The organism is Lutimaribacter marinistellae (assembly GCF_042648365.1).
GTDB classification, from domain to species: domain Bacteria; phylum Pseudomonadota; class Alphaproteobacteria; order Rhodobacterales; family Rhodobacteraceae; genus Lutimaribacter_A; species Lutimaribacter_A marinistellae.
Map to the genome: position 1 here is coordinate 18,356 of NZ_JBHRXI010000016.1, position 21,901 is coordinate 40,256.

The window sequence follows — 21,901 nt, forward strand, 5'->3', positions numbered from 1 at the left end:
CGCTCACTCCATCGCGAAGGTCAGGCCGAAGCTGAACACCGCATCGGCCGCCTGCCCGCCTGCCGGGATCGCCTGCATGAACACGTTGCGATAGCGCGCCTGAAGCCCGGCAATCGGCACCACGTCTCCGATGGCGTGGCTGAACTGTTGCCCGTTGCCCGGGTACCATGAGAACCCGCCGAACAGGTCCAGCCCCCAGTCATCGGTCTTGACGAACGGATAGGCCAACGACAGCGCCAGCGAGCCGTCGCCATAGCTGTTGCGATAAGCCCCCGCGGCGATATCGAGGTTGCCGCGCCACACCCTCTCGTCCCAGACGAGGATGATGCCGGGGTTGAACTCCTCGAAATTTCGCGTGGCACCAACATGATGCGACCCCAAAAGGATCGACACCCGGTCGGGTCCCGCCTGCGCATCGTGCTGACCTGCCGCGAAAAACGCCGCAACAGCGGCCGCCGCCAGAACTCTCATATCACTGCCTCTCGTTGCGCCCCCTCTGTCGGGGGGCTGCCTTGGGCGCAGATTGCCCGCACCCCCGCGCAGCGGCAAGGGACCGGGGCACAATCGGCCGGGCGCTGTGCCTTTCAGGTCTTGCGCACCCAGATCGACTGCGCCCGCCCTTCGCCAAGGCACGGCAGGGCCCCGACCGCGTCGGGACGCGCGCGCTGCAGGTAGTAACCGGGCCACAGCATCTCGTACCGACCCGCTTGCAGCATGGCATGCAGCACGTATTGCTCGCCCCATCCCGGACAATCATAGAAGAAACGCTTGGGATATTCGTAGGGCAGGAACACGTCGTGCACATGGATCACCACGCCCGGTGCCAATGCCGGGATGATGTTGCAGAACAGGTGCGCCACGTCATTGGCGATACGGGCCACGTGGCTTGAATCGATGAACAGCACATCGCCAGATTTCAGGCTAGCAAACAGCGCCGGATCAACTGCCTCGACCCGGCCCTGCTCGAACCGGTCCACCACATGGGCGATATCGGCGCGCGGCCAGGGATCGATGGCCGTGATCTGCGTCTCGAACCCGCCATCTATCGCCGCCTGACGGGTAACCCTAGTAGAGTTGCCGCAGCCCACCTCGATCACCCGCGCGGGGCGGAACCGCCGCATCATCAGGTACAGCGCATCGGCATCGGGACTGTCGTAATACCCGTTGGGCTGGGCATATCCGGTCTGGTTGCGCCCCGCCTTCAGCGCGTCCAGCGCCTCGCGGTATTCGGTCCATTCCGCTGCAAGCTGGGTGATATCGAACCCCTCCATGCCCGGCGACAGCGCATAGACCGGGCGATCGAGATGTCCGGCCGCCTCGCGCTCCTCCAGCCGCGCGCGCTCCTCCCGCTCGGGCGCCCGGTCGATCAGGCGCACCCCGAACCGGTCGATCTGTCGGTTGAGGCGGGCGAACTTGCGGGGCTTCATCGGCGGTCTCCGGTACGAAAGGGCTGCGCGTTGCTTAGCCCGCCCTGCACGCTATCGCCAGCGACATATGCCCGCGCCGCACCGTACGCCCCTCTTCACAAACCGCGCCTTTCGCGATTGACTGCCTGAGACAAGGCAGGGAGACGCGCATGCAGCAGGATTTCACCATCGGCATCGAAGAGGAATACCTGCTCGTCGATCGCGACACGCTGGAACTGGCCGAGGCGCCCGATGCGCTGATGGCCGCCTGCCAGGCCGATTTCGAAGGCCAGGTCAGCCCGGAATTCCTGCAATGCCAGATCGAGGTCGGCACCCGCCCGCACGCGACGCTGGAAGGTGCGCGCGAAGATCTCAAGCGGCTCCGCTCCTGCGTCTCGGCGCGGGCGGCCGAGCACAACCTTTCGCCCATCGCGGTTTCCTGCCACCCCTTTGCCAATTGGCGCGACCAGCATCACACCCACAAGGAGCGCTACGATTCCCTGCAGAATGCACTCGGCGGCGTGGCACGGCGGATGCTGATCTGCGGGATGCATGTCCATGTCGGCGTCGAGGATCGCAGCCTGCGCACCGACCTGATGCCGCAGCTATCCTATTTTTTGCCGCACATGCTGGCGCTGTCGGCCTCCTCCCCTTTCTGGAACGGCGAGGATACCGGGCTCAGTTCCTACCGGCTGACCGTCTTCGACAATCTGCCGCGCACCGGTCTGCCCCCGGCCTTTGCCAGCTGGTCGGAATTCGAACGTACCACCGGCACATTGATCGACCTTGGCCTGATCGAGGATACCAGCAAGATATGGTGGGATCTGCGCCCCTCGCACAGCTACCCCACGCTCGAGACACGGATCATGGACGTCTCGCCCCGGCTCGAGGATGCGCTGACGCTGGCGGCAATGGTGCAGGCGCTGGTTCGGATGCTGTGCCGCCTGCGCGACCGCAACCTGCGCTGGCGCGCCTATGACAGGTTCCTCATCGCCGAGAACCGCTGGCGCGCACAGCGCTACGGCACCGGCGAGGGGCTCATTGATTTCGGGGATCGCACGATCAAACCGGTCTCGGCCCTGATGGAGGAACTTGTGGGCCTTCTGGCCGAAGATGCCGAGGCGCTCGGAACCATGGCCGAGATCGCCCGCCTGCCCCGCATCGCCAGCGAAGGAACATCCGCCACCCGACAGCGTCGCATCCACGCCGAGGCCGAGGCCGGCGGCCAGGATGCCGGACGCGCCGTGGTCCGCCACCTGATCGAGGAGTTTCACGCCGATCTGTAGGCCACCGGCCGCCGGTCCGCGCCAGAACCCGCGTGATTTGCAGGGCTGCAAGCCGCCTTTGCGGGATTGACGCTTGATCCTGCGCAAATGCGGGCGTAGGCAATTAAACGAGCGTTCATTTATGCCCCATCGGGCACATGCCGGAAGAGGAGACGTCATGGATTTCGCTTTGACCGAGGAACAGACCGCCATCTTCGATATGGCCCAGGCCTTCGGGCAGGAACATATCGCCCCCTTCGCCCGCCAGTGGGAGGCCGAGGGCACCATCCCCAAGGACCTGTGGCCCCGCGTGGGCGAGTTGGGCTTCGGTGGGCTCTACGTCTCCGAAGAGGGCGGCGGCGCGGGCCTGTCGCGGCTCGACGCGACGCTGGTCTTCGAAGCGCTCAGCATGGCTTGCCCATCTGTCGCGGCCTTCCTGTCGATCCACAACATGTGCGCCAAGATGATCGACACTTTCGGTTCGGACGAGCTGAAATCGCGCGTGATGCCCGACGTGCTAACCCTGAACACCGTGCTCAGCTACTGCCTGACCGAACCCGGCTCGGGCTCGGACGCAGCCGCCCTCAAGACGCGGGCCGAACGCACGAACGAGGGCTACACGCTGAACGGCACCAAGGCCTTCATCTCGGGCGGCGGCTATTCCGACGCCTATGTCTGCATGGTGCGCACGGGCGAAGATGGCCCCAAGGGCATTTCGACCGTCTATGTCGAGGATGGCACACCGGGGCTGAGCTTCGGCGGGCTCGAGGACAAGATGGGATGGCGCAGCCAACCCACCGCGCAGGTTCAGTTCGACGATTGCAAGATCTCTGGCGACAACCTCGTCGGGACCGAGGGCGACGGTTTCAAATACGCGATGATGGGCCTTGATGGCGGGCGGCTCAACATCGCCGCCTGTTCGCTGGGCGCGGCGCAGACGGCGCTGAACATGACGCTCGACTACATGGGCGAGCGCAAGGCCTTCGGCAAATCCATCGACCAGTTCCAGGCGCTGCAATTCCGCCTCGCCGACATGGAGATCGAGCTGCAGGCCGCGCGCACCTTCCTGCGCCAGGCCGCGTGGAAGCTGGACAATGGCGCGCCCGATGCGACCAAGTTCTGCGCGATGGCCAAGAAATTCGTGACCGAAGCCGGCAGCCGCATCGTCGACCAGTGCCTGCAACTGCACGGCGGCTATGGCTATCTTGCCGATTACGGCATCGAGAAGCTGGTGCGCGACCTGCGGGTTCACCAGATCCTTGAAGGCACGAACGAGATCATGCGCATGATCACCGCGCGCCACATGCTCGCCAACCGCTGAGGGACGACATGGCCGACATCGATATCCGCGTGACGGGCCGTGCAGGCCGGATCACGCTCACCCGCCCGCAGGCACTGAACGCGATGAGCTATGACATGTGCATGGCCATCGACACCGCCCTGCGCAACTGGCGCGAGGATGACGACATCGCGCTGGTCATCATCGACGCCGAGGGGGAAAAGGCGTTTTGCGCCGGGGGCGACATCGCAGAACTCTACGATACGGGCACCAAGGGCGATTACGGCTATGGCCGCACCTTCTGGCGCGACGAATACCGTATGAACGCGATGATCTTCGAATACCCCAAGCCGGTCGTCAGCTTCCTTCAGGGCTTCACCATGGGTGGTGGCGTGGGGCTTGGCTGCCACGGCTCGCACCGCGTTGTGGGCGAAAGCTCCAAGATCGCCATGCCGGAATGCGGGATCGGCCTGATCCCGGACGTGGGCGGCACGCTGATGCTGGCCCTCGCCCCGGGCAGGCTGGGCGAATATCTCGGCATCAGCGGGGCCCGGATGGGGCCGGGCGACGCGATCCTTGCGGGCTTCGCCGATCATTTCATCCCGCAAGAGAAATGGGCCGACCTGATCGAGATGCTCGAGGCGTCGGGCGATACCTCCCATATCGAAAGCCACACCGAAACCGCGCCCGACGGCGAGTTGAAAGCCATGCAGCCCCAGATCGACAGCCATTTCGGCGGCGAGACATTGGGGGATATCATGGCATCCCTGCGCGCCGATGGCGGCGACTTCGCCGCGGCAACGCTCAAGACGCTGGGGCGCAACTCACCCCTGTCGATGGCCTGCACGGTCGAGATCCTGCACCGCCTGCGCGGCCCGTCCCTGACCATCCGCAAGGCGCTGGAACTGGAATACCGCTTTACCCATCGGTCGATGGAACATGGCGATTTCCTGGAAGGCATCCGCGCGCAGATCATCGACAAGGACCGCAACCCGAACTGGCAATTCGCCGGGCAGGACGTGCCCGCCGTGGCCGTCTCGCGGATGCTGCAACCGCTCGGGGCCGAGGCCCTGACATTCGAGGAGGAATAAGCGATGAAGATCGGGTTCATAGGCCTGGGCAACATGGGCGCGCCGATGGCCGCCAACCTGGCAAAAGCAGGGCATGACGTCACGGGTTTCGACATGGCCGATATCTCGGTCGAGGGCGTGACGATGGCAGGCTCGGCGGCCGAGGCCGCAACCGGCGCCGATGTCGTCATCACGATGCTGCCCAACGGCCAGATCCTGCGCAAGGTCGCCGAAGAGATCGTGCCCGCAATGACAAAGGGCGCGGCCCTCGTCGACTGCTCGACCGTCGATGTCGACAGCGCGCGCGCCGTGGCCGAACAGGCCCAGGCGGCCGGTCTCCTGTCGGTCGACGCGCCCGTCTCGGGTGGCATCGGCGGCGCGGCGGGCGGCACGCTGACCTTCATGGCCGGCGGCTCCGAGGCCGCCTTTGAAAGGGCAAGCCCCCTCTTCGACATCATGGGCCAGAAAGCCGTGCATTGCGGCGAGGCCGGTGCCGGACAGGCGGCCAAGATCTGCAACAACATGATCCTCGGTGTGACCATGATCGCCACATGCGAGGCCTTCGCGCTGGCCGACAAGCTGGGCCTTGACCGGCAAAAGATGTTCGATGTGGTCTCGACCTCTTCGGGTTACAGCTGGTCGATGAACGCCTATTGCCCCGCCCCCGGTGTCGGCCCGCAAAGCCCCGCGGATAACGGCTACAAGCCCGGCTTCGCCGCCGACCTGATGCTCAAGGACCTGCGCCTTAGCCAACAGGCCGCCGAAAGTGCCGATGCCGACACGCCGATGGGCGCGCTGGCGCAAGCCCTCTATGCCCGCTTCGTCGAGGACGAGGACGGCGCCGGACGCGATTTCAGCGCCATGCTTCCCCGGTTCGAGACGCGCGGCCGCGGTTGACCCGGAACCGGCCCCGGATGGTGGGGCCGGTCACGCCCCCGTGAACTTGATCTGCATCATATGCCTGCCGCTTGATATGTCGTTCTGTCTCCGCAAGACATGACAACGAACGCGGAGTGTTCACGATGTTTGCCAAGAACATGGGCCAGACGGATCGCATCATACGGGCCATCATCGGGGTGATCGCCCTGATTTCCTTCTTCACGGTCTCGGGCGGCTGGACATGGCTGCTGCTTGTCGTGGCCGCGCTGATGCTCGGCACGGCGGCGATAGGTTCCTGCCCGCCCTATGCGCTTCTCGGCATCAACACCTGCTCGCGCGACTGAGGCCGCCTGCGCCCTGCTGCCATCTCCCCGACAAGATCGGGAACCATCCGGCACTCTTTCCAGTTGTCCTGACATCAGAACGGTCAACAAGGGGAAGAGATATGAAATCCGTGATCTATGCAGCAGGCCTTGCGTTTTTCCTTGTCCCAATGGCGCAGGCGTCGACCTGCGGAACCCTTTCGCTGGTCGACGGAACCCTTGATTGCCAGCAGGAGGTGACCGCGCCGGGACAGGCCAAGCGCATCTCGGTGATGGACTCGCGCGACGTGCTCAAACCCGGCGACGAGCTGCCGCCCCGCGCCATGGTGATGATCAACACCGCCTATTACGGACTGCCCCCGGCGGGCGGCGGCTGGTGGTATTTCGAGACGAATGGAGAGATCTACCGCGCCGACCCCGGCTCGCGCCGCGTCATCGAACGCGTCACCCATCTCGCCAATAGCAGTTTTTGATGCGGCTCGTTTCGGCAAGCCCGTATGCCAGTCGTGGCACCCGAAGATAGCGACAAGCGTCATCTTCGGGCCCGGCTGGTTTCTTCCTGCCTCTCTCATAACTGTCAAAGAAAATCCGCGTGCAACGCGGAAGCTGGTGCTCTGCGAAGCACTGACTCTTCGGCGGTGCTAGACTGTGCCATGGTCACAAGTTTGTCGTGCCGCGTGGTTTGCATGACCGCTGTTGGTAAGGCTTGTTTGAACGAAATGGCGTCCAGACACACACCCCTTTTCGTTCAAGACGGCATTTTATCCGAACAGCTCAATCCAACCGATACTGCGGGCGATTATTGCTCTAACATCACCGGCACGGACCGCCCCACGGGGCGGCCTTGTATCACTCCGCAGCCAGGTTGCGCGGATCCAGCATGGGTTTGAGGTAGCGCCCGGTATGGCTGCGTTCGACCTCGGCCACGTCCTCCGGGGTTCCGATGGCCACGATCTCTCCGCCACCGTCCCCGCCTTCGGGGCCGATGTCGATCAGCCAGTCGGCGGTCTTGATGACATCGAGGTTGTGCTCGATCACCACCACCGTGTTACCCTGCTCGACCAGCTCGTGCAGCACTTCGAGCAGCTTGCGCACATCCTCGAAATGCAGCCCCGTGGTCGGTTCGTCGAGGATGTAAAGCGTCCGGCCGGTCGAGCGTCTGGCCAGTTCCTTGGACAGTTTGACCCGCTGCGCCTCGCCGCCGGACAGCGTTGTCGCCTGCTGACCGACCTTGATATAGCCGAGGCCCACCCGCATCAGCGCGTCCATCTTCTCGCGGATCGACGGCACCGCCTTGAAGAACTCCTGCGCGTCCTCGACCGTCATGTCCAGAACGTCGGCAATGCTCTTGCCCTTGAACTTGATCTCGAGCGTTTCGCGGTTATAGCGCGCGCCCTTGCAGGTTTCGCAGGTCACGTAGACATCGGGCAGGAAGTGCATCTCGATCTTGATGACACCGTCGCCCTGGCACGCCTCGCAGCGACCGCCCTTGACGTTGAAGCTGAAGCGCCCCGGCTTGTAGCCGCGCGCCTTGGCCTCGGGCAGCCCGGCGAACCAGTCTCGGATCGGGGTGAACGCCCCGGTGTAAGTCGCCGGGTTCGACCGCGGTGTGCGCCCGATCGGGCGCTGGTCGATATCGATCACCTTGTCCAGATGCTCCAGCCCCTTGATGGTCTCGCAGGGCGCGGGCGTCTGGCGCGCACCGTTCAGCCGCATCGAGGCGGTCTTGAACAGCGTTTCAATGGTCAGCGTTGATTTGCCCCCGCCCGACACGCCGGTCACGCAGACCAGCTTGCCCAGCGGAAACTCGGCGGTCACGTCCTGCAGGTTGTTGCCGCTGGCCTTGACCACCGTCACCGCCTTGCCGTTGCCGTCGCGCCGGGTCGCGGGGACCGAGATCTCGCGCGTGCCCGCAAGGTACTGCCCGGTGACCGAGGACGGGTCGGCCGCAACTTCGGCCGGTGTTCCATGACTGACCACCCGCCCGCCATGCACCCCCGCGCCAGGGCCGATGTCAAAGACGTAATCCGCCTCGCGGATCGCTTCCTCGTCATGTTCCACCACGATCACGGTATTGCCCTGGTCGCGCAGGTTCTTGAGCGTCAGCAGCAGGCGGTCGTTGTCGCGCTGGTGCAACCCGATCGACGGCTCGTCAAGCACGTAGAGAACGCCCGTCAGGCCCGAACCGATCTGGCTGGCCAGCCGGATGCGCTGGCTCTCGCCGCCACTCAAGGTGCCACTTGAACGCGACAGCGTAAGGTATTCCAATCCAACGTTATTCAGGAACCCAAGGCGTTCGCGGATCTCCTTTACGATGGCGCGGGCGATCTCCTGTTTCTGCGGGCTCAGATGGCCCGGCACCGACTCGATCCAGGCCAGCGCCTGGCGGATCGACATCTCGACCACCTGCCCGATATGCAGCAGCTCGTCACCGGAGCCGATCTTGACCGCCAGCGCCTCTTCGCGCAGACGATAGCCGTTGCAGGTCCCGCAGGGGCGGTTGTTCTGGTAGCGCTCGAACTCTTCTCGGATCCAGTTGGAATCCGTCTCGCGATAGCGCCGTTCCATGTTCGGAATGACGCCTTCAAAGGTGCGGCTGACCTGGTAGACGCGCCCGCCCTCGTCATAACGGAACTGGATATCCTCGTCGCCCGACCCGCGCAGGAACACCTGCTGGATCTTCTTCGGCAGGTCCTTCCACGCGGTATTCTTGTCGAACTCGTAATGGCGCGCGATGGCGTCGATCGTCTGCAGGAAATAGGGCGACTTGCCCTTCCGCCACGGCGCCAGCGCCCCATCGGAAATCTTCAGTGTCTGGTCCGGTACGACAAGACGCTCGTCAAAGAACAGCTCCACCCCCAGCCCGTCGCAGGACGGGCAGGCACCAAACGGCGCGTTGAACGAGAACAGCCGCGGCTCGATCTCGGGGATTGTAAAGCCCGACACCGGACAGGCGAAATTCTCGGAAAAGGTGATGCGCTCGGGATCGCCCTCTTTCGGTGCGGTCTCAAGGATGGCGATCCCGTCGGCGAGGTCCAGCGCCGTGCGCAGGCTGTCCGCCAGCCGGGTTTCCATCCCCTCGCGCACCACGATCCGGTCCACGACCACGTCGATATCGTGGCGAAACTTCTTGTCCAGTGTCGGCGGCTCGTCCAGTTCGTAGAATTCGCCGTCGACCTTGACGCGCTGAAAGCCCTGCTTGCGCAGCTCCAGGAATTCCTTGCGGTACTCGCCCTTGCGGTCGCGCACGATGGGCGCCAGCAGGTAGCCGCGCGCGCCCTCTTCCAGCCCCATGATCCGGTCGACCATGTCCTGCACCTGCTGCGCCTCGATGGGCAGGCCGGTGGCGGGCGAATAGGGCGTACCGGCGCGGGCAAAGAGCAGGCGCAGGTAATCATATATCTCCGTCACCGTGCCGACGGTCGAGCGGGGGTTCTTGCTCGTCGTCTTCTGCTCGATCGAGATCGCGGGGCTCAGGCCCGAGATGTGATCGACATCGGGCTTTTCCATCATGTCGAGGAACTGCCGCGCATAGGCGGACAGCGACTCGACATAGCGGCGCTGCCCCTCGGCATAGATCGTGTCAAAGGCAAGGCTGGACTTGCCCGACCCCGACAAACCGGTGATCACCACCAACTGGTCGCGCGGGATATCCACGTCGATGCCCTTGAGGTTATGTTCGCGCGCACCGCGCACTTCGATCGTCTTCAACTCGGCCATGAACAGCCCCCGCTCAACAATACCTCCCCAAATAGGCGACGCGGGGCGAGTCTCCAACCCTGAAAAGTGAACAAACTATGAACACGTCGATTTTCTCCGGTCCTGCCTCTTCGGTTTGCGATTTCCCGCCGCAGGCCGCATCATTGCGCCGCCGCGCCCCTGCGACCGCCACCCGGCGGGCGTTCTCCTCGTGTGGCATCCACGCATGAAAAGGTCGGTCCATGCCGCGCATCCATTCCCTCGCCCTGCTCTCCTGCCTGCTGCCCGGCGTCGCCTTTGCACAATCCCCGGCAGGCGAAAACGTTCCACAGGCAAAGACCGAAACCACCACCGAACTGCAGGCGACACTTTCTCATCCGGATCGTGCCGAGGGCGGATCGACACTCGACATCGACTGGTCCGGTCCCGGTGCCGATGGCGATCTCATCACGCTCAGCGTGGCCGGCACGGGGCGGCCATTGGCGCAGGCCTATACGCGCAAGGGCAACCCCGCCCGGATCGTCCTGCCGCCCGAACCGGGCACTTACGAGCTGCGCTACCTGACCGCGAAGGGCAAGGTGCTGGCGACCAATCCGCTGGGCGTCACCGCGCCGATCCTGAACCTGTCCTACCCGGCCGAGGTCGCAGCCGGTACCAGCTTCGATGTCGCGTGGCGCGGCCCAGGTCAGGGCGCCGACACGATCCGCATCGGCCCGCCCGACAGCCCCGATCAAAGCCACCTCGCTTATATCCGGTCCGGCAACCCGGCTCGGCTGATCGCACCCACGAACCCGGGCACCTACGAAATCCGGTATGTCTTTCGCGACGGACAGGTTCTGCTGACCCGCCCTCTGACCGTGACCGCGACGCCGCTTGGGCTCGACGCGCCGCGCCGCGTGCCTGCCGGGTCCAAGTTTGCCGTGACATGGAAGGGGCCGGACCAGACCGGCGACATCATCGAGATTGCCTCGCCGGGCAACGGCGCGCCGACCGATTACGCCTATACGCGGTCCGGCAACCCGGCCAGCCTTTTCGCCCCGACAACGCCGGGGCTGTACGAGCTGCGCTACCGCTTCCGCAATCGCGAAACGCTGGTCGCCCAGCCCATCACCGTCACCGCCATCGACCTGTCGCTCGACTTCCCCGAGGAGGTTCCCGCAGGCGCACGGTTCAAGGTCACATGGCAGGGTCCCGGCCAGCCAAGCGACAACATCCAGATCAGCAGCCCGGGCGACGAGGAATACGAGGATTACGCCTACCTCACGCTGGGCAACCCGGTCGAACTGGTCGCGCCCGCCCGCGCCGGGACTTACGAGCTGCGCTATCTCTTCCGCGACGACGAGGTGCTGATCGCGCGCCCGATCACCGTCACCCCCGTTCCCGTGAAGCTGGACCATCCCGCCACCATCCCCGGCGGGTCCAGCTTTGCGGTCGCGTGGTCCGGCCCGAACCAGCGTGGCGACACCGTCCAGATCGCCCGGCCCGACGACCCAGCCGATGACGGGCTGACCTATGCCTTCATGCAGGATGCCGCCCCTGTCCGGATGATCGCCCCGCTGCGCCCCGGCAGCTACGAGGTCCGCTACGTGTTCCAGGACGAAGAGGTGCTGCTGCGCCAACCGCTCGAGGTCACAGCCCCGGACCTCGCGCTCTTTGCCCCCGACCGCGTCGCACCCGGAGAGAGCTTCGAGGTCGAATGGGTCGGCCCCGACCAGCCGGGCGACACGATCCAGATCCGGCAGCGTGGCGAACGGGCGCGTGACTTCGCCTATGTGCGCGGGCGCAACCCGGTCACATTCACCGCGCCCGACACGCCCGGCACCTACGAGCTGCGCTACATGTTCCTGGGGGACGAGGTCGCGATCCGGCGGCAGATCATCGTGGCCGAGTAGTCGCGGATCGCGGCGCCCCGAATGGGGGGTACCGCGATGTACAAAACGGTCAATCGGGGCGTGGCACGACGTACAAAACGGTCAATCGCGCCCGCCCGGACCGGTCCTACATGTGTATGACGCGCCCATAGGCGTCGAGCACGGATTCGTGCATCATCTCGCTGAGCGTCGGATGCGGGAAGACCGTCTGCATCAGGTCCTCCTCGGTTGTTTCCAACTGCCGCCCGACGACATAGCCCTGGATCAGCTCGGTCACCTCTGCGCCCACCATATGCGCACCCAGCAGTTCGCCGGTCTTGGCGTCGAACACGGTCTTGATCATGCCCTCGGCCTCACCCAGCGCGATCGCCTTGCCATTCCCGATGAAGGGGAAACGCCCGACCTTGACCTCGTAGCCTTTTTCCTTGGCCTGCGCCTCGGTGAACCCGACGCTTGCGACCTGCGGCTGGCAATAGGTGCAGCCGGCGATGCTTTCGGGCTTGACCGGATGCGCATGTTGCCCGGCGATCAGGTCGGCGACCATCACCCCTTCGTGGCTGGCCTTGTGCGCAAGCCACGGCGCGCCCGCGATATCACCAATGGCATAAAGCCCCTCGACACCCGTCCGGCAATATTCGTCGGTCACGACATGCGTCCGGTCGACCTTGACCCCAAGCTGTTCGAGACCCAGCCCCTCGACGTTTCCGACGATACCCACCGCAGAGATCACAGTGTCGAACTCATGCTGTTCGACCTTGCCCTTGACCTCGATATGGGCGGTGACCTTGCCCTTTGCGCGGTCCAGCTTCTTGACCATCGCCTTTTCCATGATGGTCATGCCCTGCTTGGCGAACTGCTTCTTGGCAAAGGCACTGATTTCCGCGTCCTCGACAGGCAGAATACGGTCCATTACTTCGACCACGGTCGTTTCCGCGCCCAGCGTGTTGTAGAAACTCGCGAATTCGATCCCGATTGCACCGGAGCCGATCACCAGCAGCTTCTTGGGCATGCGAGACGGCATCAGCGCGTGCTTGTAGGTCCAGACGAGATCGCCATCAGCCTCGAGCCCGGGCAATTCGCGCGCTCGCGCGCCCGTGGCGAGGATGATATTCTTGGCCGTCAGTTCCTCGGTTCCCTTTTCGGTCTTGACGCTGACCTTGCCCCCGGATTTTCCAGCGGCGGGGATCGTGGCCTCGCCCATGACGACGGTCACCTTGTTCTTCTTGAGAAGATGCCCGACGCCCCCGGTCAGTTGCTTGGCCACCGCGCGCGAGCGTTTGACCACCGCGTCGAGGTCGTAGCCGATCTTGTCCGCCGACAGGCCGAATTCCTTGGCGCGCTCCATCAGGTGAAACACCTCGGCCGAGCGCAGCATGGCCTTGGTCGGGATGCACCCCCAGTTAAGGCAGATCCCGCCCAGATGCTCGCGTTCGACAACGCAGGTCTTGAGACCGAGCTGCGCTGCCCGGATAGCGGCGACATAGCCGCCGGGTCCTGCACCGATCACGATGATATCGAATGATTGCGCCATTTATCCCTCCAGGCTCGCAGGCCGTGCATCGCTTTCGTTCCTAGTCCAGCGCCGGGCCTTCATCAATGGGGCCGTCCGCGCAAAACGAGCCTATACCGAGGCTTGCGCGGCGGCTAGCTTGTCACACGAAGGCGAATTCGATGACGAACAAAGGACACTCGATGGGAAAAGTGATCAAGGATCTGCTGCTCGCCCTACTAAATGCAACATTGATCCTCGTTGCGGTATGTTTGTTTCTGGGTTGGAAACTGATGTCGACAGTCGACGGAGTGGTTGCCACGGCCGCATCGAATCTCGAGCTGCTGCGCCCGCTGCGCGAAGAGGTTGGCGGCATGCGCGACGACGTGCAGGGGCTGCGTCAAGATCTCGCAGCCCTGGTCGAAGGCGCGGACGGTCTGAGCAGCGCCGCCGCCCAACGTCTGAGCGCGCGGGCCGAAGCGTTGGAGGCACGCCTCGACGCGGTCGGCACAAGGCTGTCGGACACGCTCGGCTCGCCCGAGGAACTCATCGATCACACGATAGAAACCGCTGCGGATCGGGCGGCGCGATCGATAGCGGACCTGCGCGGCTGTACGCTGCCGGACTAGGAGGCCCGCCGCTCGATCCTGTCGCGCAATTCGCGCACCGTACGGCCATAGCCGCCGCCATCGACATAGGCCGCTTCGACCGATGTGGTGTCGCGGTCCAGCGCGCTGTTGCGATGGGGGAAGCGGCCGAACGCCCTGATTACTTCGCGATGGGCGCGGGCGTGGAGCAGGTTGTTCGCACCGGTTTCGGGCATTCTTTCGCACATCAGCCGCACGCAACGCTCTTGGTCACAGAGGTTTTCCGAATGCATCATGGGCAGGTAAAAAAACTGGCGCGCAGGCTCGTCGATCTTGAGGTCCCACCCCTTGTCCACGGCGGCCTTGGCCGCGGCAAGCGCGGGTTTGTCCGTTGAAAACGCCTTTGCCTCGCCGCGGAACATGTTGCGCGGAAACTGATCGGTCAGGATGATGTAGGCCAGCGCTCCGCTCGGATACGTCAGCCAGAGAGAGTATCGCCCCTCCGTGGCCTGCTGCCACGCATCCATGAACCTTTCGCGGATCTCGGCGTCGAGCGCCTCGTCCTGCTTGTACCACCCCTCTGGACCGATCTCGTCGAGCCAGAACCCCAGAACCTCGTCGGGACCGACCATGGTATCGCCTTTCGCTTCCTCTCCTTTTGTCTAGGAGATTGGATTCCCTTTTACAAAACTGTCACAGTAACATCTTGCAACAGGCTCGTCATAAATCCAGCGTCTAGGCGACATCCTGCTCGTTCTTTTCCTCCTGATCGGCCTCGATGGCGATTTCCTGTGCGATATCGAGGGCAACGGGTGACGCCGTCGGATAGATCGGTGCCATCGTGCCCGTCTCGTCGACCGGTGTCGCCGCACGTTGGGTCATCCGGTAAAGCGCGTAGACCGCCATTGCGAACAGCAGCGTCGCGACGAAAATGAAGAAGCCCCCCGGTCCGAACACGGCATCCCCCATGAGCCAGCCGGTGATCACCGGGCCGGCGATCGCGCCGAGGCCGTTGATGAAGACCAAACCACCCGAAGCAGCCGCCATGTCATCGAAATCGAGGTAGTCGTTGGTATAGGCGATCAGCAGCGAATAAAGCGGGTTCGACATGCCGCCGATAAAGAACGCCGCGACCAGCAACAGGCCGAAATTACCCCCCGAAATGACGCCCATCACCGCCCCGGCACCACCGAACGCGGCAGCGAGCGTGATCAGGAATCGGCGATCCATGCGATCGGACAACCAACCCAGCGGGTATTGCAGAAGCATGGCCCCGACGTAGAAGGCCGCCACGAAGGTCGAGATCTCAACAAGGCTCAGCCCCGCGCGCGCGCCATAGACCGCGCCCATGCCGAACTGGGCCGAGAACACCCCGCCCAACAGGAACATACCCACGCATCCCAGTGGCGACGTCTCCATCAACTGGCGCAGGGTCATCGGCTTGGTCGTCTCGAAGGCGGGCGTGGGAGAGATCGACAGAAGGATCGGCGCAAAACTCACGGAAACGAGGATCGAGGCGATGACGAAGGTCTCGTACCCCGCCGGATCGCCCGCCAGCATCAAGCCCTGGGCGGCGACGATCCCCATCATCTGGACGATCATGTAAAGCGAGAGCGCCTGACCCCGGTTCTCGTTGTTTGCTGCGTTGTTGAGCCAGCTTTCGGCGGTGACATACACACCCGAGAAACAGAACCCCACAAGGACTCGGCCCGCGACCCAGACATAGGTTTCCGGCAGGAACGGATAGATGATCATCACCGCCGAGATCAGCGAAGCCAGCGCCGCGAAGACGCGAACGTGGCCCACCCGCCGTATCATCTCGGGCGCCAGTCGCGAGCCGCCCAGAAAACCCAGGAAATAGGCCGACATGACAAAGGACATCTCGAAGGTGGTGAACCCTTCGATCTCGCCGCGCACACCCAGAAGTGTGCCCTGAAGGCCGTTGCCGACCATCAACAGACCCATGCCCAGTAGAAGGGCCCATGCGCTGATAAAGAACTGGAACATCCGTCGCCTCCGGTGTTCGAGATGGATTTGCCGGTGACTCGCCCGGTGGTTAGGGCCGCTTTGTGACGTGACCTGCCACGACCCGGAAAGCAGATGACCCGAGGTTCACGCCATTCACGGGATCAAAAGCGACGCATCGCCGTATGAGAAGAACCTGTATCGCTCCGCTACCGCGTGATCGTAGATCAGCCCGATCCGGTCGCGCCCCATCAAAGCGGAAACCAGCATGAGCAGCGTCGATTTCGGAAGGTGGAAATTCGTCATCAGTGCATCGGCCACGTTGAAGGTGAAGCCGGGATAGATGAAGATATCGGTCTCGCCCTCCCAGGGCGCAATCTTGCCGTTTCGCGCGGCGCTTTCGATCAGGCGCAGCGCGGTCGTTCCGACCGGGATGACGCGACCACCGGCGGCCTTGGCGGCAGCGATCTCGTCGGCTGCCTGCTCGCTCACCCGCCCCCATTCGGCATGCATCCGATGCGTCGTTACATCCTCGACCTTGACCGGCAGAAAGGTTCCGGCACCGACATGCAGGGTGACATGGGTGAAGCCGACGCCACGGTCTTGCAGGGCCTGAAGCAGCTGTTCGTCGAAATGCAGTGACGCGGTCGGGGCTGCAACCGCCCCTGCGTGCCGCGCCCAGACCGTTTGATAGTCGGTCTTGTCCTGTTCGTCCGCCTCACGGCGTGCGGCGATATAGGGCGGTAGCGGCATGGCGCCCGCCTGCGCAAGCGCGGCATCGAAATCCTCGCCCGCGAGGTTGAAGCGCAGGTATCCCTGCCCGTCCTCCACGCGTTCAAGCCGCGCCGACAGCGCATCGGAAAAGACCACCTCTTCGCCTTCGCGAAGCTTGCGCAATGGCTTGAGCAGGGCCGTCCACGTGCCGTCGGCCTGAGGTTCGAGAAGCGTCGCCTCGATCCCGGCGGTGACCGGCCCCTGGACACTGTCGCGATGCCGCCGTCCCGAAAGGCGTGCCGGAATGACCCGCGTGTCGTTGAGCACAAGCCGGTCCCCGGGCTGCAACCAGTCCGGCAGGTCGCGGACAATGGCATCATGTATCGCATCCCCTTGCGCCACCAGCAGACGGGCAGAGGAGCGCGGCCGCGCAGGCCGCGTCGCGATCAGGTCCTCGGGAAGGTCGAAATCGAAATCGCTCAGCTTCATGCCACCGCCCCTATCCAAGCCGAATGGATTCGGCCACCGGTTTTCAGCGATCCCCGCCCCCGCCAGAAGGCGCGGGCGCTGCGGGAGAAGGCTGCGCCGGGGCCTGTTGCCCGCGTATCGCGGGGGTCTGCGGCGCTGGCGCTGATGGCGCAGGTTCGCGAAAGATCTCGCGCAGGAAGCCGGGTGCAAGACCCGAGAGCGGGTTGATGCTGACCTGTGGCGAGGTCGTCGAACCGCTGAGCGTGTAGTTGAACCCGATCACGCCCTCGCCTTTCCGCGTCAGAACCGAGCCGATCGAGTTGAGCAGGTAGACAGGCGACACTACGCCGCGCAGGTTGAGCAACTGCCGCTGCGTATCGACAACGCCGTCCATCGACAGACCGATGGATGGTCCCTCGGCGCTGGCCGAGAGCACCCGCAACGCCTGCGGCGTGATTTGCATCCGCGCGTCGATTTCCGAGAACAGGATGCCCTGCCCCGACATCTCGTCGATCAGGCCGACAACGCTGATCGCGTTGAGCAGCGCTGCCATTGCCGGGGCGTCGCGGATGCGCGTGTCTCGAACCGCAAGCTGGGCGTCGTAGTAACCCTCGGCCTCCAGCGGATCGATCACCATCTGGAAACTGCCGCCCACGGCCTGCTGAAGGATACCTGCCGCGCGAAACACCGAGCCCGCATCTGTGGCCTGTACCATGACGCCCGCCCCTTGCGGGCGGGGCAGCACCTGTCCGGTGAGATCCGGTCCGCCATTAAGCTTGGCGGTGAACGTACCGGAAAGCCCACGCGCCGTGGTCAGCCTGCCGCGCAGGCCGGTAAGGGCAATGTCGCTGGTGATCTGAAGCCGGTCGAGCGCAATTGAAAGGCCCGGCGCGTCGCCACCGCCAGTCCCGCCGCCGCTTCCGAACTGCGAGCGGCGCAGGTCAAGAACACCGCCGAGAACGCGTATGTCTGGCGCAGCGCTGCCGCGCCCCACGATTTCGGCCGGAACAGCGAGCCAATCGCCCAACTCGAAGCTGGACAGCCGTAACCGGTCGAAGCCGCCGCCAGAGCGAAACGCGATCGTGCCGCGCGCCCGCAGCCCCGCAGCGTCGAGCGACAGGCGTTCGACCACCGGGTCGGGACCTAGCCGTGCGGCGATCTCGAACCGCCCTTCCGTTCCTGCGGGTTTTCGCCAGCCGAGTTGCGGAATGGCAAGAATCACGCCGGCGAGGTTCGAGTTTGCGGTCAGCGTCGGCGCCTGGCCGCCGCCCAGGTCGATCTCGAACGCCGCCTGCCCCTCGCCTGACAGCATATCTGGCGGAAGCGCGGCATCGATCTCCTCCAGCAGCGCCCGGGAAACGGCGATTGTGCCCGTCAGGCGGCTGCGCGTTTCGGGTGGCGCACCTATCGGTTGCCGCCAGCGCGCCTGTACCGGAACGGCACCGAACAGGCCCTGCCCCGAAAGCTCCACCACGGTGTTGTCGCCGCGCAGGGAAAGGTACTCGGCGCTCAGCACAGTTCCGGGCACGAGAACGGAGGACGACAGATCTGAAACACCGCCGGTGAAATGGAAATCCAGCTCTTCGACCAGCACGCGATCCTTCAGTGGCAAGGCAAGCGTTCCCTGCATCGTGACCTTGCCTTCGGCGAGATCCACAGGAAGGCCTGCCTTGCTCAACACTTCGAGCGGTGGGCGGTCCAACATGGCCATCATCTCGGTGACACCGCCAGCGGCGCGCAGGCGCGCGATGCCCGGCGCGGCCTTGGGGATGCCGATATCGGGGATGATGAACGAACTGCCGGAAGCATCGATTTCGCCGCCCGTCCCCGGCCGCACGACACCTGCGTGCGTGGTCGCCGAGAACCGACGCCCCAGCAGGCTGGCCCGGCCGCGCGCGTCCTCCAAAGGGGGAAGCGTCTTGGCGAAACGGATCCGGGCGTTTTCAAACCGGAAATCGGCATGCAGCGCCGGCGGCGTGTCCGGTTTCAGCCGCAAAGCCAGGTCGAGGTCGCTGAGATCGGCGGCCTGCAGGTTCTCGGTCACCCATTCGCGCGGTTTGTCGGCAACCGATTCCGGCCAGTATCCAAGCAATTGCGCAGGCGTCAGGCGATCCATCCAGGCATCAAGTCGCAACGCCCAGCCCTCGGTGCTGGCATCCAGCCCTCCGGAGAGAATGAGCGTCCGATCCTCGTGCCGGACATTCATCTGCCCAAGCTCCAGTCGAAAGGGATCGAGCCGCAGCGACAGGTCGAGCGCCGCGTGGTCGATTTCCAGCGGTTCGGGATAGACGTCATCGGGATTGACGCGGATATTGCCGAGGGAAAGCTGGCCGACCAACCGGTCCAACCGCCCCTCTGCCACGCCATCCAGGAAGGCCTGACCATCCGCCACCGCCGAGCCCCAGGCGGACTCGATCGCGATTTCGTTGAAATCCAGCCGCTGCAGATCGGGCGAATAGGTGAAATAGGTGCGCGCCCCGGTAAAGGGGATGGGTTTCGTCCCCTCGTTGGGCTGCACCGCGCCCGGTCCGATCTGAAGCGTCGCAGACACGGTTCCCAATTGCCCTTCGGCCTCGACGCTGCCGCGCAAGCTGCCTGAAATGGGCGCCTGCAATACACCCAGCCATTGCAGGGCGGGACTCTGGCTGGCGATATCCTCGGCCGCGAGATCGGCGATGGAAATCCCGAAACGCGCCTCGGGTTCGCCGAGGCGGCTGGTGTAGTTGGCCTCGACGCTGCTGGCGTAATCGCGTCCGCCCAGAACCGAAAAAGCGGTCGCGACCCGCATCTCCTGCCCTTCACGAGTGATCCGCACCTGCCCCGCGTCAGCTGTCCAGGAGCGGCCCGCGCGCAGATCTCGGTACTGCAGCGAGACATCCGTCAGTTCGAACCCCGCCAGCGCAGAAAACTGCGGCGAGAGGAACAGGGCATCCCAGCGTTCCATCAGGGCGGGCAGATCGGGCGCCTGTTCGCTGCGGGCCGCGTTGAACGATGACAGCACCAGCGTGCCATCGCGTTCGCGGCGGAGGTCCACCCGCGCGCCGCTCAAGGCAATGCGCTTGGGTCGCACCTCTCCCTTCAACAAAGGACGCATGGCAAGGCTGGCCTCGGCGCGTTCGAGGTCTGCGATCACGCGGCCGGCAGGGTCGGTCAGCCGCAGGTCGAGCAACCTCAGGCGCGGACGCCACCCCTCGTGTATGACGAAACTCACGTCGCCAAACGTGACACGCAGCCCACCGGTCGCTTGTTCCAGCCGCGCTTCGACGCGGGTCTTGAGCCAGTCGGGCGCGTGCAAACGCTGACCCACGACCATGACGGCGGCCAGCACGGCGAAGGCCGCCAGAACGATCGCGCCGCGGAGGGCTTTCAGCCCGGCCTTGCGTTTGCGGTGCCGTCGGGGCGCACTGCCCTTTTCACCCGGCTCTGGCGATCTATTATGCGCCTCACTCACTCGACATATTCAACCCGGAGGTGCCCCATGCCCGAGACGTCCGATACCGCCCCTGATTTCACCCTGCCACGCGATGGCGGCGATGAGGTGACATTGTCAGAACTGCGCGGCGGCAAGGTCGTTCTGTTTTTCTATCCCCGCGATGATACGCCGGGCTGCACCAAGGAATCCATCGCCTTTTCCGCGAACAAGGACGCCTTTGCCGAAGCTGGGGCAACCGTGTTCGGTATCTCGCGCGATACGGTGGCCAAGCATGACAAGTTCATCGCCAAGCACGACCTGACGGTTCCTTTGCTGTCGGATGCCGAAAGCACGGTCTGCGAGGATTACGGCGTATGGGTCGAGAAGAACATGTACGGCAAGAAATCGATGGGGATCGAACGCTCGACCTTCCTGATCGACGAAGAGGGCAAGATCGCCCGTGTCTGGCGCAAGGTAAAGGTGCCCGGCCATGTCGAAGAGGTGCTGGAGGCCGTGAAGAACGCCTGACCCTCGACCCGCCGCGCACCTTGCGCTAAGCCGCGCGGCGGGAACGAACGAGAGGATCGCGCCATGATGATGACCCTGACGCAGATGGCCACCGAGGTTCTGACAACGGCCGATGGCCGAGAAAAAACAGCGCTTTCGCGTCGTCATGCAGCCGCATGGGTCGCGTCCCGCAAGGGAGAGGCGGCGGCCATAGAGATTGGAACCGCCAATCCGCCCCTGCACCCGGCCCGGCCAGATCGGCCCGAGCTGCTGTCGCCACGGGACGTGCCGCGCCGGCGGCCCGGATCGCCGGCGGGCCGTATCGCGCTGCTGCATGCCGTGGCCCATATCGAGTTGAACGCCGTCGATCTGCATTGGGACATCATCGCCCGGTTCGGTCACGTACCCATGCCCATCGGGTTTTACGACGACTGGGTGAAATGCGCCGACGAGGAATCCAAGCATTTCAACCTTGTCTGTGACTGCCTTGAAGCGCTTGGCAGCCATTACGGAGCGCTGCCCGCCCATGCCGGGATGTGGCGCGCAGCCGAGGATACGGCCGAGGACCTAATGGGACGGCTGGCAGTTGTCCCCATGGTGCTGGAGGCGCGCGGTCTGGACGTCACCCCGGGGATGATCGAGATCTTCCGCAAGGCAGGAGCCGAGGGCGCGGTATCCGCGCTCGAAACGATTTACGCCGAGGAAGTGGCACATGTCGCTTACGGCTCGAAGTGGTTTCACTTCCTGTGCGGACGCGAAGACGTCGACCCCAAGGAGGTGTTCCACACCCTTGTCAGGCGGTATTTCCACGGCGCGTTGAAGCCCCCCTTCAACGAAGAGAAGCGCGCCGAAGCGGGCCTGCCCCCCGATTTCTACTGGCCGCTTGCCGAGGAAACGCCGGCCCGCGACCGGGCCGCCACGTGATCTGATCGGCGGGTTTCCGCCCATAAATGCTTCAAATCGGGTG

General features: G+C 64.4%; 18 protein-coding genes. 10 read left to right on the forward strand and 8 right to left on the reverse strand.

The window, feature by feature from the left end:
* Positions 1-3 precede the first annotated feature (3 nt).
* The gene (locus tag ACFORG_RS14210) at positions 4-471 is read right to left on the reverse strand and encodes a hypothetical protein (RefSeq protein WP_386736198.1); all 468 of its coding nucleotides are present in this window, start codon (positions 469-471) and stop codon (positions 4-6) included.
* Positions 472-584: 113 nt separating this feature from the next.
* On the reverse strand, positions 585-1,427 hold the full coding sequence (locus ACFORG_RS14215) for a class I SAM-dependent methyltransferase (RefSeq protein ID WP_386736199.1): 843 nt from the start codon (positions 1,425-1,427) through the stop codon (positions 585-587).
* 149 nt (positions 1,428-1,576) lie between these two features.
* Here ACFORG_RS14215 and ACFORG_RS14220 point away from each other — a divergent pair, with 149 nt between their 5' ends.
* The 6 genes from ACFORG_RS14220 (at position 1,577) to ACFORG_RS14245 (ending at position 6,695) form a co-directional block, all read left to right on the forward strand.
* Positions 1,577-2,692 (forward strand): carboxylate-amine ligase, encoded by a 1,116-nt coding sequence (locus ACFORG_RS14220; protein WP_386736200.1) that lies wholly within the window; start codon positions 1,577-1,579, stop codon positions 2,690-2,692.
* Positions 2,693-2,849: 157 nt separating this feature from the next.
* Complete coding sequence (locus ACFORG_RS14225; RefSeq protein ID WP_386736201.1) at positions 2,850-3,992, forward strand: acyl-CoA dehydrogenase family protein; 1,143 nt, start codon at positions 2,850-2,852, stop codon at positions 3,990-3,992.
* Between the two features lie 8 nt (positions 3,993-4,000).
* Positions 4,001-5,041 carry an enoyl-CoA hydratase/isomerase family protein gene (locus ACFORG_RS14230; protein WP_386736202.1) on the forward strand — a complete coding sequence of 347 codons (1,041 nt, stop codon included), beginning with the start codon at positions 4,001-4,003 and terminating at the stop codon, positions 5,039-5,041.
* A 3-nt stretch (positions 5,042-5,044) separates the two neighbouring features.
* Positions 5,045-5,917, forward strand: a complete 873-nt coding sequence (mmsB, locus tag ACFORG_RS14235; protein ID WP_386736203.1) for a 3-hydroxyisobutyrate dehydrogenase — start codon at positions 5,045-5,047, stop codon at positions 5,915-5,917.
* Between the two features lie 125 nt (positions 5,918-6,042).
* A complete protein-coding gene (locus ACFORG_RS14240) occupies positions 6,043-6,243 on the forward strand; it encodes a YgaP family membrane protein (RefSeq protein ID WP_386736204.1) in 201 nt (66 codons plus the stop codon).
* A 101-nt stretch (positions 6,244-6,344) separates the two neighbouring features.
* Positions 6,345-6,695: a hypothetical protein gene (locus ACFORG_RS14245; RefSeq protein ID WP_386736205.1), complete on the forward strand. Its 351-nt coding sequence runs from the start codon at positions 6,345-6,347 to the stop codon at positions 6,693-6,695.
* Between the two features lie 376 nt (positions 6,696-7,071).
* Here ACFORG_RS14245 and uvrA read toward each other — a convergent pair whose 3' ends face one another.
* Complete coding sequence (gene uvrA, locus ACFORG_RS14250) at positions 7,072-9,942, reverse strand: excinuclease ABC subunit UvrA (RefSeq protein ID WP_386736206.1); 2,871 nt, start codon at positions 9,940-9,942, stop codon at positions 7,072-7,074.
* Positions 9,943-10,163: 221 nt separating this feature from the next.
* Here uvrA and ACFORG_RS14255 point away from each other — a divergent pair, with 221 nt between their 5' ends.
* Positions 10,164-11,813, forward strand: a complete 1,650-nt coding sequence (locus ACFORG_RS14255; RefSeq protein WP_386736207.1) for a hypothetical protein — start codon at positions 10,164-10,166, stop codon at positions 11,811-11,813.
* A 106-nt stretch (positions 11,814-11,919) separates the two neighbouring features.
* Here ACFORG_RS14255 and lpdA read toward each other — a convergent pair whose 3' ends face one another.
* Positions 11,920-13,323, reverse strand: a complete 1,404-nt coding sequence (gene lpdA / locus ACFORG_RS14260) for a dihydrolipoyl dehydrogenase (protein ID WP_386736208.1) — start codon at positions 13,321-13,323, stop codon at positions 11,920-11,922.
* A 161-nt stretch (positions 13,324-13,484) separates the two neighbouring features.
* Between lpdA and ACFORG_RS14265 the strand changes: the two genes are divergently transcribed.
* The gene (locus ACFORG_RS14265) at positions 13,485-13,910 is read left to right on the forward strand and encodes a hypothetical protein (RefSeq protein ID WP_386736209.1); all 426 of its coding nucleotides are present in this window, start codon (positions 13,485-13,487) and stop codon (positions 13,908-13,910) included.
* Here the strand turns inward: ACFORG_RS14265 and ACFORG_RS14270 are convergent.
* The 4 genes from ACFORG_RS14270 to ACFORG_RS14285 form a co-directional block, all read right to left on the reverse strand.
* A complete protein-coding gene (locus ACFORG_RS14270) occupies positions 13,907-14,500 on the reverse strand; it encodes a DUF924 family protein (protein WP_386736210.1) in 594 nt (197 codons plus the stop codon). The two genes, ACFORG_RS14265 and ACFORG_RS14270, sit on opposite strands and share 4 nt — an antisense overlap.
* A 103-nt stretch (positions 14,501-14,603) precedes the next feature.
* The gene (locus ACFORG_RS14275) at positions 14,604-15,875 is read right to left on the reverse strand and encodes an MFS transporter (protein ID WP_386736211.1); all 1,272 of its coding nucleotides are present in this window, start codon (positions 15,873-15,875) and stop codon (positions 14,604-14,606) included.
* A 114-nt stretch (positions 15,876-15,989) separates the two neighbouring features.
* Positions 15,990-17,036 (reverse strand): tRNA preQ1(34) S-adenosylmethionine ribosyltransferase-isomerase QueA, encoded by a 1,047-nt coding sequence (gene queA, locus ACFORG_RS14280; RefSeq protein ID WP_386736212.1) that lies wholly within the window; start codon positions 17,034-17,036, stop codon positions 15,990-15,992.
* 43 nt (positions 17,037-17,079) lie between these two features.
* Positions 17,080-20,466 (reverse strand): YhdP family protein, encoded by a 3,387-nt coding sequence (locus ACFORG_RS14285; RefSeq protein ID WP_386736213.1) that lies wholly within the window; start codon positions 20,464-20,466, stop codon positions 17,080-17,082.
* A gap of 27 nt (positions 20,467-20,493) precedes the next feature.
* On the opposite strand from ACFORG_RS14285, the gene bcp reads away from it, so the two are divergent.
* Positions 20,494-20,955: a thioredoxin-dependent thiol peroxidase gene (gene bcp / locus ACFORG_RS14290; protein ID WP_386736214.1), complete on the forward strand. Its 462-nt coding sequence runs from the start codon at positions 20,494-20,496 to the stop codon at positions 20,953-20,955.
* A gap of 63 nt (positions 20,956-21,018) precedes the next feature.
* Complete coding sequence (locus ACFORG_RS14295) at positions 21,019-21,858, forward strand: ferritin-like domain-containing protein (protein ID WP_386736215.1); 840 nt, start codon at positions 21,019-21,021, stop codon at positions 21,856-21,858.
* Positions 21,859-21,901: the final 43 nt, after the last annotated feature.